We start from the raw sequence: 12,377 nt of genomic DNA on the forward strand, positions 1-12,377 counted from the left end.
TATTACAAGGAGAAGACTCCCTTTTCTTCATCTCTAATTATTCTTCCATTTTCTATTGTTATTACTCTTTTCTCTAAAGAATTAACGGTGTCTTTATCGTGAGTTGATAAAATGACGGTTGAACCTGATTCATTAATCTTTAAAAGTATTTTAACAATTTCTCTAGTGTGATACGGATCAAGGTTCCCCGTTGGTTCATCAGCTAAAATTACCTCTGGCCTATGAATTAAGGCTCGGGCGATTGAAACTCTCTGTTTTTCTCCACCTGACAATTCGCGAGGAAGACAATTAATTTTATTCTCCAATCCTACCAATTCCAACACCTGCATTACTTCGTCTCTAACTAGTTTATCATTAAAATCAAAAGCTTCTAAGGCGTAAGCAACATTTTCGTAAACAGTCTTGTAAGCTAAAAGTTTGTAGTCTTGAAAAATGAAGCCGATTTTTTGCCTAATTAAATGAGCATCACTTTTTTTAACATCCAAAGTATTAATGTCATTAAACATTACTACTCCGCTCGTAGGTTTTTCTTCACAAGAGATCATTTTTAAGATTGTGGTTTTCCCTGCTCCTGATCTTCCACAGATAGTAACGAATTCACCTGGTTTTATACTAAAAGAAATGCCCTGCAAAGCAACCTTTGATTCTTTTACTAAATTAGGGGGGTATTCTTTTGAAACGTTTTTAAATTCTATCATATTTTAATTTCTGCTTCTATGAATTCATCTAATTCTCCATCTAATACCTTGTCTGGCTGGGTTGATTCAACTTCAGTTCTTAGGTCTTTAACCATCTTATATGGATGTAAGACATATGAACGAATTTGATTCCCCCAACTAGCTGAAATATGCTCTCCTTTTATCTTCGACATTTCCTTATCTTGCTTTTCTAAATTATACTGGTATAGCTTTGACATTAACATCTTCATGGCTCGTTCTTTGTTCTTTCCTTGCAACCTTTCTGATTGGCAGGTAACAACTATGTTTGAAGGATTGTGGGTTATTCTAACCGCTGATTCTCTTTTGTTTACATATTGTCCTCCTGGCCCTGAAGCTTTATAATAATCAACCCTTATATCATCTGGCTTTATTTCCACTTCTCCTTCTTCTATTTCTGGCAAGACTTCAATTAAAGCAAAGGAAGTGTGTCTTAATTTCTGAGCGGAAAAAGGCGATATTCTTACTAATCTGTGCACTCCGTTTTCTTTTTTTAATAATCCGTAAGCATACTTTCCAGAAATAGATAAGGTGGCTGATTTAATTCCTTCTTTTCCTTCGCTTCCTCCTCCTTCGCCAAATGATTCATCCAATACTTCAACTTTGAATCTTTTTCTTTCGCAATATCTTTCAAACATTCTTAAAAGCATCGCCGCCCAATCCTGGGCGTCTTGTCCTCCCGCTCCGGAATATACCGACAGGATTGCATTTCCCTTGTCGTATTTTCCGCTGAAGAAAGTTTCGTTTTCTTTTTCTTTTAATTTCTTGTCTATCTTTTCTATCTCTTTATACAATTCTTCTTCATCTAATATTTCTATCAAATCAGGAAGATCATTAATGCTTTCTTTTAATTCTTCAATTGAATCAATTATCTCCTTGTTGTCTGATAATTCTTGAGAAAGCTTTTTTGCTTTTTCCTGATTATTCCAAAAGTCTGGTTTCTCTACTTCTTTCTCTAATTCAGCTATTCTTTTTTGAATTTTTGATAAGTCAAAGACGGTCCTCTAGGGCGAGGATTCTTTTATTCAAGTCTTCTATTGTCTTTTCTTTTTCCATGTTTGTATTATATCAAAAAATTAGAATTAATAAAATGCCTTATTAGGGTTATTGTTTCTCATAGTATACAATAATTGTATACTATTGGTAATAAATACCGCACTATATATCAATTAAAACTCTCTTTTACTGTTTACTCTCAATAGTAAACAGTAAACATACAACTACTTCATAAATATTATCAAAAATTAACAGGATCTCCTTCTTTCACTAAAAATACCTTCTCTTTTTTTGCCAAAGCAATCATTTCTTTGGTAAATCCACTTTTACTAAATATTATAAAATACTCTTTCCTTCGTTCGTTGTTCCATTTTACTTCAACTGATTTTCTTTTTAAATCGTAAAAAATCGATTTATCAACAAGATTATTTGACCATTTACATTCACCAAAAATAATTTCTTTTGTTTTTTTGTTGACCCCAACAATATCTATTTCTTCTTCTTTTTTCCACCATCTACCTATTCTTTCAAAAGAAAATATTTTATTTCTAAAATCAGATAATAATTCTCTACAAACTTTTTCGTAAGTATTAGCTTTTATCGCTCCAAATGTTTCTTCTATCTTTCTTGAGACCTCATCATATCTTTCTATTTCTAAATCACTCTTATAGGGGAAAACGTACTGAAACCAAAATCTTAAAAAATTATCTGATATTTTATATATCCCCTGTTTTGATTTTTGTAAATTTTCTTCTGTAACAGGCACTTCTTTTTCCATTAATTGCAATTTAACAAGTACATCGATATATTTGGTAAGAATATTTTTTTCAAGTCCAGTATCATTAGATATTTCTCCAAATTTTGTTTTGCTCCAAGAAATAGCCCTTAAAATAGATAAATAGCTTTTAGGCTCCCTTAATTCTTCTTTTAAAATAAATTCTACCTCGTTATATAAAAAAGATGTTTTTTTAAAAATATTGGTTTTAATATTTTCATCAAGAGATATTTCTTTTTTAATCTCTAGGAGATAAGCAGGCATTCCCCCGCAAATAGTGTAAATACTTAAAAAATCATCAAAACTTTTTTCAGGAAAAAACTGCCATGCCTGCTTAAAAGTTAAAGGATTTATCTGAGCCTGTCCAGTTCTTCTTCCAAAAAGAGGAGATTTGTAAGATAATACTTCAGACTCCATCATAGAAATACTTGATCCAGACAAAATTAAAAATATTTTACTTCCTTTTAAATACTCTTCCCACCCTTTTTGAAATAAAGAACTAATAGATTTATTTGTTTCAACAATATAAGGATATTCATCTACAGCAAAAACAAATCTATCTTTAGTCTTTTCTTTCAAATATTGAAAAAGATCAAGCCATTCGTTAAAACCATTTTTAACTAATAGCTTATCGTTAAAATAATTCCCAAAAAGCATTCCAAGTTCCTTTAGTTGATCCCTATCAGATCTTTTATCGGCTACAAAATAAATAGAAGGCTTGTTTTTAATAAACTGCTTAATTAATTCTGTCTTTCCAACCCTTCTTTTTCCATAGATTATAAAAAACTCAGAAGAATCTTCTTTCCATCTTTTGTTTAATTCATCTAATTCTGATTGACGATTTATAAATTTCATATATTTACCTACTTTAGATAAGTATACTCACGAGTAGGTTTTATGTCAAGGCTTCCCTTTTTCTTTTATAAAAACCTTATTATCATTTAATTTAATTTTAAGATTACAATCCTATGATTACATTCAATTTTAGGATTGCTAACATTCCTTATTTCCCCTTCTTTAATAATATCTTATAAACCCCATCAAGGAAGTCTCCTCCGGCATATCCGATGATAAAGGCAGTGGCTGAAGAAATATATTTAACTCCTTCAAACGAAATGAATGAGTTGTTTATCGCTAACGCAACTAATAATCCGACTATTCCTGACAAAAACATCATTACGAAAAAATACGGGAGATTGAATCCAGTATTCTTATAATCATATTGATGTTTTAAAAATCCAATTAGACCCCTTACTACTCCTCCTCCGAATCCGGCGATTAAGATAGAAATGTAAAATGCCATGTTATTTTAATTAAAATTTTAATTTGCCTTGAGAGACAAGATAAATAATTACTCTTAATAAAACTATTAAAAGTTCCTCCTTATTCATTTGGTTTAATGGCTTTTCAATCGTAAAAGGAAGCTTGATTGTATTATTGTCGGTTTCTACTTGATTTTCTTTGGCATAGGTATTAGCAGTCATAGAATAAAAATAGGTCTGACTGTCTGATTCTTTATTATTATCACTAACTGATGGAATTACAGTAACTGAATATATGTCTTTCCCTATATTAGAAATAACTAATTCTGATTCAAAATTTTTATCTAATCTCGTAAAACCAATGCTCATTTCTCCAGAAATACTTTTAATAATATGTGGTATTTGCTTAATTGTCCCCGAAGGATTAGAAATTTTAATCTTTAAATCTCCACTTCCACCAGTAAACTTTTGCCAATGAGATGAATAATTATTTAAAAATTGACCTAAATACAAAGTACTGTCTCCTGAAAAAGGAAGGAAGTTACTAAAAGGAATAACATGTAAATTTATTAAGTTCTTATCTTTAAAACAATATCTTGCTCCCATTGAACAATCATTAAGATATGTGGCTATTGTCCAATCAGAAAAAACATCAGAAAATGTTTCTTTGTGTCCATTTTTTAACAATGCCTCATTGATACTTTCGATTCCATTTTTATCTGATTTTAAAGAATCTGTTAATATCACTAATCCATATTGATCCACCAAGTAATGAATAAAAGAATTAATTACTCCGTAATCATATGAAGAATTATTCCATTCGGTTAAGGAATCATATGGTTTTTCTAAAAAACTATTCAATCTTGATTTAAGATAACTATTTTCACCGTCATTATAACCCATTAAAGTAATAGTATACTCAGCCCTAGCCTCATTAAGCCATACAGCCTCACTGGTTCCATTTTTTAATTCTTTTTGATTTAGGGTTATTAAATGGGTAAATTCATGAGCTAACGTTTCTTTAAGAAATTGTCCAGTAAGCAAACTGACATTAATGTAAGCCATTTCCCTTTGATTAGATAAAGGATTAACTGTTTTTTCGTATTCATCAATATTCCTAACATACCCTTTAACATTACTATTGGTTTGATAGAATAAAACCGTTATTCTTCTGTCTTTATCTACTCCAGGAATAGCTTCAGTTCCAAAAGTTGAAGTCAGCTTAGGGTAGATATTTAAATTAAATTCACTTCCCAAGCTTTCCATAACAACACCGATTTGGTCTTTTTCTGTCTGAGTTTTTGAATTCCACCAATCAGTTTCGACATAAAAATACAATCTGTCTGGAGATTTAATTAGGGTAGCTGAGACCTGACTTTTGTTATTGGGAGTAAATCCCTGTTCGACATAAAAATTAGTCTTATCCCCGGTATTATCAGCCATTACAAAAAATGGCATAACAAAAAATATTGATAAAATAAAAATATATAATTTAAAATTAGTTAATTTCATTATTTTTTATTCTAACACATGGAAATAAAAAAACAACTAGATACGATTTTTATCATGTTATGTCTTATGCTTTTGAAAAATCAAAAACCTCCCAAAAGGGAGGCTTTTAAATTTTCTTTCTATAGATGAGTTAATTTTCCTTGTACTATTAAAGTTAAAATTAATCTTAATACTGTATTAATAAGCTCATCTTTAGTCATTTCATTTAACGGTTTACTTATAGTTATCGGTCCAAGCTGTTGAGTAGTTGTAGTCGTTGGGGTGGTTGTAGTAGTGGTAGTTGGAGTAGTTGTAGTCGTTGGGGTGGTTGTAGTAGTGGTAGTTGGAGTAGTTGTAGTCGTTGGGGTGGTTGTAGTAGATCCTCCACTAGAACCTGAACCACTTCCTCCGCCATAAGAAATTTCAAAAGGAGAAATTGCAAGAGATGTGCTAGCATTTGAATAAACATCAGTAACGATAATGCTGCAATTGCTGTATCTTGCTGGACTCATAGAAACAAAAGTAATGGTATTGTTTCCGGCTGTCGCTGATGTTGTTGCACTACTACATGCTCCGCTATAAGCGATTGTACCAGCTTCAGTAGCGCTAAATACATAGCTCGGGGTTAGCGTATTTGCTGTTCCAACTGCAGTAACCTGAGCTAAAACAGGGGCAAGATTGTCAGTAATGGTTTTAGCTGTCGAAGCATCTGCATTGGTGGGAACATCAGTTACTGTTGCGGCAGGATTTAAAGTATCTCCACTAGCAACAGTTGTACTTGCACCCAATGTAACTGTTAAAACTGTATTGCTAACAGTCCAACCTACGGTTACGCTATCAAAAGTATGACTACCACTTAACCCTAAGTCGGAATCTAAATGAGCCTTAGAATCAACCCTAACTGTGGCTGTAGCTATTGGTTCACTAAAAGTCAAAACTAATTTATCAGTACCATCAATAGTTGTATTACTGTTGCTATCGGTCCAAGTAACGGTTAATACTTTCGGACCAACATTATCAGTAATAGTTTTGGCTGATGAAGCATCTGCAACACCTGCGATATCAGTTACTGTTGCGGCAGGATTTAAAGTATCTCCACTAGCAACAGTTGTTCCTGTTCCTAAAGTTATTGTTAAAATTTTGCCTGTAGCATCCCAAGAAGCAACAACCGCTGCTCCACCAATTGTATGTCCACCGCTTAATCCAATATCTGTATTTAAATTAGCAACTGAATCAGTCCTTACTGTTGCTGGATCTATTTTTTCACTAAAAGTTAAAACTAAAGTATCTGTAGCATCAATCTTTGTACTGCTATTTGTATCAGTCCAAACAACAGTATTAAGAGTAGGAGCAACAGTATCGGCAGCAGGAATAGCTACTGGCGCGAGAGTTAAATCTCCTGCTCCCCCAGCATCGGTAACAGTATCATCTGGATCGCAGGTATCAGCCGCGGCGACAGTTGCGTCAGTACCCAATGTAACCGTTAAAATAGTATTAGTTGGTCCATTCCAAGCAATGGCTAATCCTGCAGCTGACGTACCGAAGGTATGAGCACTTAGACCTAAATCACTATCTAATTGAGCCAAGCGCACGGTTGCTGTAGCCATAGCTTCACTAAAAGTGAAAGCTATCGTGTCCCCTGTATTATAAGTACCACTGCCGTCAATATCGTTCCAAACAATAGTATTAAGAGTCGGCTCTCCAGCAGCGAATACTGTAGACAATCCTGTAATCACCATTGTTATAGCAATTATCAGTCCGAATATTTTAAATTTTGAATTCATATTTAATTTTTATTTTATTATTTTAATAACAAAAAACCGCTAAAGAAACAGCCTGTCGACCCGACAAGTTCTTTAACGGTCTATTTATGTTTATAACTTTTGTTATCATTTTACTAACAAATAATATCAGGATAAATAACAACAAAATAAATTATATATTTATATTTTAGCCTTATTACAATTATTGTCAAGAATTTCTTTCAATTAAAAACAAGCATTACTGCTTGTTTAACTTATTAGCTAAAATTTCTGAATAAGGAACCGCTTTGTCTCCCTCTCCTTTCTGCTGATAATAATCAATTATCCATGAAAGAAGATCTGGATTATTATTAGTTTTGGCCAAACCATCATCGATTAATATTTTAATCTTTGCTTCATCATCATTAAACCTATATTCATACAAATAGGCAAGCATCCTATATCCTTGAATAAAATCGGGATGAGCAACTAATAATTTTTTATAATACTCCTCAGCCTTAGCCCAATTACTTAAATCAGAATAAGCATCAGCCGTATTGTTTAAAAGTAATAAATTATCAGGATTATCTTTTAATAAAATTAAGTATCCATCCAAGGCCTCCTGGACCTTACCCTGATTAGCTTTTTCGACTAATTCTAATATTTTTTCTTTTATTTTTTTATCAGCCTCAGTTTCTGTATTGTTTTCTGGATTAATATTTTGGTTCTGTTCTTGATTTTGATTCTTGTTCGGTTCTTCGCCTCCTTTATTTTTATTAAAATAAAAAACGAAAATTATTGCTAAAACTATTAACAACGCCAATATAGAGAAAATGTATTTTTTATTCATTTTTTTGATATTAAACATATGTTTTATATCTTAGCACAAAAATTAATGAAAGCAAGAACTGAAAAACCTCCCCGAAGGGAGGCTTTCAGTCTAATTACTAATCACAAGGAATATTAGTAGGTTAGAGTATTTCCGTTAACAGGATAAGAATCTGCCTGAGTCTTGTAAGAGGCTAAACCGCCAGATGCAAGAGGTGTGTAATTCCAGTCTAATCCACCAACAGTTGATGTTAAAGGACCCTTTGCACCAGGAATAGAGGCGCTAAATCTTACGTTTCCACTAGTTACACCTGTCTTAACAGCTGTTGTGTCAGCCTTTACTGTAATGGTCATTGTTTGACCAGCAGTAATGCTTGGAGCAACTGATAAAGCAGTGTCGCCAGTATCACCCTGTGTAGAATTGAAGTGTACTCTGTTGTTCCAGATAGTTACAGTCTTGTCCTGACCAATAGCGGGAGAAGTACTAAATACTATTGAAGGATCGTCATCACCGGCGCAAGCACTAATTGTGTCACCAGTAATGCTTAAGATTGTAGCTGTAGCTGTTACAGCTGAACCATCATAGAATGTTAGAGTATCACCAACTGCCCATTTGTCAAATTCGTCTTGAGAAATAGCAGCTAACTCATTAGCTTGTGTATTATTAGCACCAGAACATACTGTTACTGTTACACCACTAATGGTTGTGGCACCGCCAGCACCATCATCGGTTGTACCAGCAGCAGATGTGTTAGCAACCTCAGCTAACATATTGCTACCATTCCAAATAGACATCTTTGTGACGTATCTGAAAGGAGAGTTATCTCCACCCTTCTCAACAGTCAAGCTGTCAAAAGTCATATCTCTACTTCCAGCAGCCTTAATGTCGAACTTAGCAACTTCTTCATATGAATTAGTACTGCCAGGGCTAACTTTGCTGTCTGCAGCTAAAGTAATAGTTGGTTCAACTTCTTCGAACCTCATAATGTTACCAACTAAAGCGTTAGCAATACTTGCGTTAGCAAATTTAGCAATACCATCATCAGCATCGATAGTAACATTAGCTCCGTCTAATACTATAACGGCTCCACTATTAGCAGTGTAAGCAGTTGTTACTACGTGCCATCCTGTTGAAGCTGAATTATCTGTACCATCTACGTCACCGTAGAAGTATACAACATCACCAACAGCTAAGGCATTGTTTGAATCTGTATCAGCATCGATTTCAACAGATGTAGGTGTTAACATTGTTACAATTTGTCCAGCTGTCCATTTTGTAATAGTAGCTCCACCATTTAATCCCAAACCATTATCTGTTAAGCCTTGACCACCACCACCGGGTTGTGTTGTAACCATGTAGTAGCCAGGTGTTGTGTTTGTACCAGAAGCAGCTGTGGTTGTGAAGTAAATAATATTACCAACTGCGATAGCTTCTGAGCCATCATCGGCAGACGCTGTATAAGATGTACCTGTAACAGTGTCTTGAACTATAGCACCAGAACCAGAACCGATAGCATTCAATGTTCCGAATCCGATTGTTCCTAGCGTACCAGCTGTTAATGTACCAATATTTGTTGTATCAGCAGCGACAGTTAATACCTTAGAACCATAAGCAGGAACGATTATTTCACTACCAGAAGCAAATGTGAATACTGCTGTTCCAGCAGTTACTGCAGCAGTTGGATCTGAAGCTAAACCTGTTCCTAAAAGTTTGACTTGAGCAATGTTACCATCACCCTTAATTGATCTTATTTCTAAACGATCTATTTTCATGTCTTCAACTGTAGCAGCTAACTTTACTTTAGCTAATTCAACACCAGCTAAGCCAGTTGTTAAGAATTGAGCTGAAGCTGCACCAGATGTTTCCATAGCAACAGTCAATGTACCACCTTCAACTATAGCAATAGTTTGACCTGTGATACCAGCAGCAGCTGAAGGTCCAGCAGCAGTAGCGCTTGAAGTTGCTCCTGTTCCTGAAACACCATTTTGAAGAATCTTCGTTACTAGTGTGTCAGCAGAACCACCATCGGCAGCAGCTGTTGTTATATCAATGTATACATCAATTTGTGCAGTTGTATTTGCTGCAATGTTCAATTCTCCAGATACTGTAAATGCATTTGCAGTAGCTCCGTCAATTACTGGAGATGTTACAGCTGATCCAATTTGTGTGCCATCAGCTTTCTTTAGTTTCAAATTCTTGAAACTTGCATCTACATCAGCAGCGTCAGTACCAGTTATAGCGATACCAATACTTGATACGTTAACACCCTCTGTTGAGTTTGTTTGTAATAAGTATGAACCGATCTTAACTTCTGATTGACCTTCTACTTTTGTACTGCTACCTAAAGAACCATTCTTTACTACAGTCAATGTACCAGCAGAAGCGCTCAATTCATTACCTGTAATATATGCAGAGGCTGAATATGTAGCGTATGCATTGCTAGTTAATTTCTTGTAATAAATATCTGAAATTCTTCCATAAATAGTATCAGTTGCATCCATTGCGCTACCTGTGTCTACGACAAGGCTGATCTTCTTTGTTGTACCAGCAGGAATTGTGTAGTAAGTGCTCAATGTGTAAATATTTGCAGCTGTACCAGCGGCTGTATTAGCAACTAAACCAGTAGATGTAGGAGAAGCAGACCACAATGTCTGACCGTCTTCAGTTACTAATCTTACTGTTCCAGCAAGCTCATCATTTGCTAATCCTGAACCATTGATATTAATAAATAATTTCTGAATTTCGAGAGCCTCGCCTCTAGACTCAAAATTAAATGTTGCAATGGTTGCAGTAGATGCACCAATGCTGATTGTTCCAGAAGGAGATGTTGTAGCTTTTGAAACATACAAACTTCCAGAAGCAATAGTCATGTGGTTGAATCCAGCATTACCAGTAGCGATATCACCGATTGGGAAGCTAGAATCGACAGAAGCTCCAGCAGTAGGAATAACATTTAATCCTGTAGAAGCTCCAGTGGCTACAACATCGTAGTCGTTCTGGATGATGAATTGAGCGGTTCTTGAAGAACCGTTAACAACATCTACTTTAACTGATAGATCTTTTGTTAAACCTTTTGCAATCTTATAAGGAGCAGCTGTTAGATCAAATGTTACATATTTATTAGTTGCAGAAGCAACAGTAGATAATACTGTTCCATCTGGAGCAACTAATTTAATGTTTGTAATATCTGCATCAGCAACTGTTCCGTTCTGATAAATCTTTAAAGATTTTAAATACATGTCTTCATTGGCACCAGCAACGAAACTGAATCTCTGAATTTCGTATCCAGTTGTTCCAATGTCCTTAGAAACAGTAGCTGTTGTCAAAGATTTGACATCGGCTGTTAATGTTCCCAAGGTTGCGGTTGTGTCAACCATAGAGAAAGTATTACCGATTAGAGGTAATCCAGTAGGTGTTCCTGACATTGCTGTCAAGTTAGCACCAACTGTTCCTGCTAATCCGTTAACACCACTTACCATGTTGAACTGAACCTGAATTACTTTTGTTGTTCCGGCAGGAACTGTAATTGGGTCATTAGCGAAAGTTACTGTAGCTACGCCATTAGCGAAAGTTACAATATTTCCATGCCTTACACCGTTTTCATCAGCAACTACTACTCCAGCAACATTTGTGTCTATTGAAAGACCTGTTTTCTGGACTGTTAAACTTGTAACAGTTTGAGCTGTAGCTCCGGCTGAAACATTAATCTTTAATACTGGGTTGTAAGCTGAAGCTTCACCTAATGTACCAGAAGGCTGACTAGCAGCTAAAGATACAGTGTAGGCTCCTGTAGCAGGAGTTGTGGTTGTAGTAGTTGTTGAACCACTAGCAATCATAGCATTAGCCTTTGCTCTTGAAGCTGTTCCGAAGAATCCTGTTCCTGCGGCTAAGCCGTAAGGAGTTAGAACTTCAGAAGCATACTTATTTTGGAATTTTACTACTGCAGCTTTTGTCATGGCACCAAAGTAAGTTGTTTCACTTCCTTTGTTTCCGACAGAAGTTGCTGTGTCTGAATTTAATAGAATCTGTAGGTATTTTACGTTGCTACCTGTAGAACCTTGCGCTAAGTTAGTAGTAAATGTAAAACCAGCAGGAATGCCAGTTATTGTTCCAGTTCCTGTTTGTGTGCCTGTCTGTGAACTACCAAGTAATTGGACGATCAAGGCCATAAGACCTGTAGAATCACATTCACTTAATGTAGTTAAAGAGCAAGCAGCAAAAGCTGGACTTACTACTACTGATAGAGTCAAGACTATACCAGCAACAATACCGAATTTTTTTGTACTCATTTTTGTATTGTTTATTTATTATAACTGTCGTTTGTCGACCGTTATGTCCGATATTACCCTTTGTCACTCCGCTTTGCTTTGTTGGGCAAAGCGGAATGACAGTGAGATAATATGGAACAAACGACTATTTTCTTTGCGAACCCCTTTCCTAAGGCTCATCCTCAAAGCATTAGCTCTGAAGATGAACCTCTTAAAGAATGGATCCGCAGAAGATTCTTATTTATTCACCTCTTTCGTATCTATTCTTTATTCACTAAAAAAATGAACAAAGAATAAA

Annotated in this window: 9 protein-coding genes; 1 reads left to right on the forward strand and 8 read right to left on the reverse strand. The window is 34.9% G+C overall.

Annotated features, from left to right (window positions below):
• Positions 1 to 2 precede the first annotated feature (2 nt).
• The 8 genes from PLD14_00095 to PLD14_00130 form a co-directional block, all read right to left on the reverse strand.
• Positions 3 to 698 (reverse strand): ATP-binding cassette domain-containing protein, encoded by a 696-nt coding sequence (locus tag PLD14_00095; GenBank protein HPR79614.1) that lies wholly within the window; start codon positions 696 to 698, stop codon positions 3 to 5.
• Positions 695 to 1,772 (reverse strand): peptide chain release factor 2 gene (prfB, locus tag PLD14_00100; protein HPR79615.1). Its coding sequence is split into 2 segments (ribosomal slippage): positions 695 to 1,708 and positions 1,710 to 1,772, totalling 1,077 coding nucleotides; the frame shifts between segments, so codons are not numbered across the junction. Before prfB ends, PLD14_00095 begins: the two co-directional genes overlap by 4 nt.
• A gap of 181 nt (positions 1,773 to 1,953) precedes the next feature.
• A complete protein-coding gene (locus PLD14_00105) occupies positions 1,954 to 3,342 on the reverse strand; it encodes an ATP-binding protein (protein ID HPR79616.1) in 1,389 nt (462 codons plus the stop codon).
• 148 nt (positions 3,343 to 3,490) lie between these two features.
• Entirely contained in the window at positions 3,491 to 3,790 is a 300-nt protein-coding gene (locus PLD14_00110; protein ID HPR79617.1) for a hypothetical protein, read from the reverse strand.
• A 10-nt stretch (positions 3,791 to 3,800) separates the two neighbouring features.
• On the reverse strand, positions 3,801 to 5,261 hold the full coding sequence (locus PLD14_00115) for a hypothetical protein (GenBank protein HPR79618.1): 1,461 nt from the start codon (positions 5,259 to 5,261) through the stop codon (positions 3,801 to 3,803).
• Positions 5,262 to 5,380: 119 nt separating this feature from the next.
• Entirely contained in the window at positions 5,381 to 7,024 is a 1,644-nt protein-coding gene (locus tag PLD14_00120; protein HPR79619.1) for a hypothetical protein, read from the reverse strand.
• Positions 7,025 to 7,241: 217 nt separating this feature from the next.
• Positions 7,242 to 7,850: a hypothetical protein gene (locus PLD14_00125; GenBank protein ID HPR79620.1), complete on the reverse strand. Its 609-nt coding sequence runs from the start codon at positions 7,848 to 7,850 to the stop codon at positions 7,242 to 7,244.
• Positions 7,851 to 7,945: 95 nt separating this feature from the next.
• Positions 7,946 to 12,100 (reverse strand): hypothetical protein, encoded by a 4,155-nt coding sequence (locus tag PLD14_00130; protein ID HPR79621.1) that lies wholly within the window; start codon positions 12,098 to 12,100, stop codon positions 7,946 to 7,948.
• A 111-nt stretch (positions 12,101 to 12,211) separates the two neighbouring features.
• On the opposite strand from PLD14_00130, the gene PLD14_00135 reads away from it, so the two are divergent.
• Positions 12,212 to 12,376, forward strand: coding sequence for a hypothetical protein (locus PLD14_00135; protein HPR79622.1), 165 nt, complete (start codon positions 12,212 to 12,214; stop codon positions 12,374 to 12,376).
• The last annotated feature ends 1 nt before the right edge of the window (position 12,377 follow it).

The sequence above is a fragment of the Candidatus Pacearchaeota archaeon genome (assembly GCA_035404185.1).
Lineage (GTDB): Bacteria > Patescibacteriota > Minisyncoccia > Minisyncoccales > Minisyncoccaceae > UBA2211.

Excerpts from the sequence above, each read along its gene's own strand:
- PLD14_00120 (HPR79619.1), bottom strand. The coding sequence starts at position 7,024 with ATGAATTCAAAATTTAAAATATTCGGACTGATAATTGCTATAACAATG.
- PLD14_00105 (HPR79616.1), bottom strand. The coding sequence starts at position 3,342 with ATGAAATTTATAAATCGTCAATCAGAATTAGATGAATTAAACAAAAGA.
- PLD14_00095 (HPR79614.1), bottom strand. The coding sequence starts at position 698 with ATGATAGAATTTAAAAACGTTTCAAAAGAATACCCCCCTAATTTAGTA.
- PLD14_00115 (HPR79618.1), bottom strand. The coding sequence starts at position 5,261 with ATGAAATTAACTAATTTTAAATTATATATTTTTATTTTATCAATATTT.
- PLD14_00125 (HPR79620.1), bottom strand. The coding sequence starts at position 7,850 with ATGTTTAATATCAAAAAAATGAATAAAAAATACATTTTCTCTATATTG.
- PLD14_00110 (HPR79617.1), bottom strand. The coding sequence starts at position 3,790 with ATGGCATTTTACATTTCTATCTTAATCGCCGGATTCGGAGGAGGAGTA.
- PLD14_00135 (HPR79622.1), top strand. The coding sequence starts at position 12,212 with ATGGAACAAACGACTATTTTCTTTGCGAACCCCTTTCCTAAGGCTCAT.
- PLD14_00130 (HPR79621.1), bottom strand. The coding sequence starts at position 12,100 with ATGAGTACAAAAAAATTCGGTATTGTTGCTGGTATAGTCTTGACTCTA.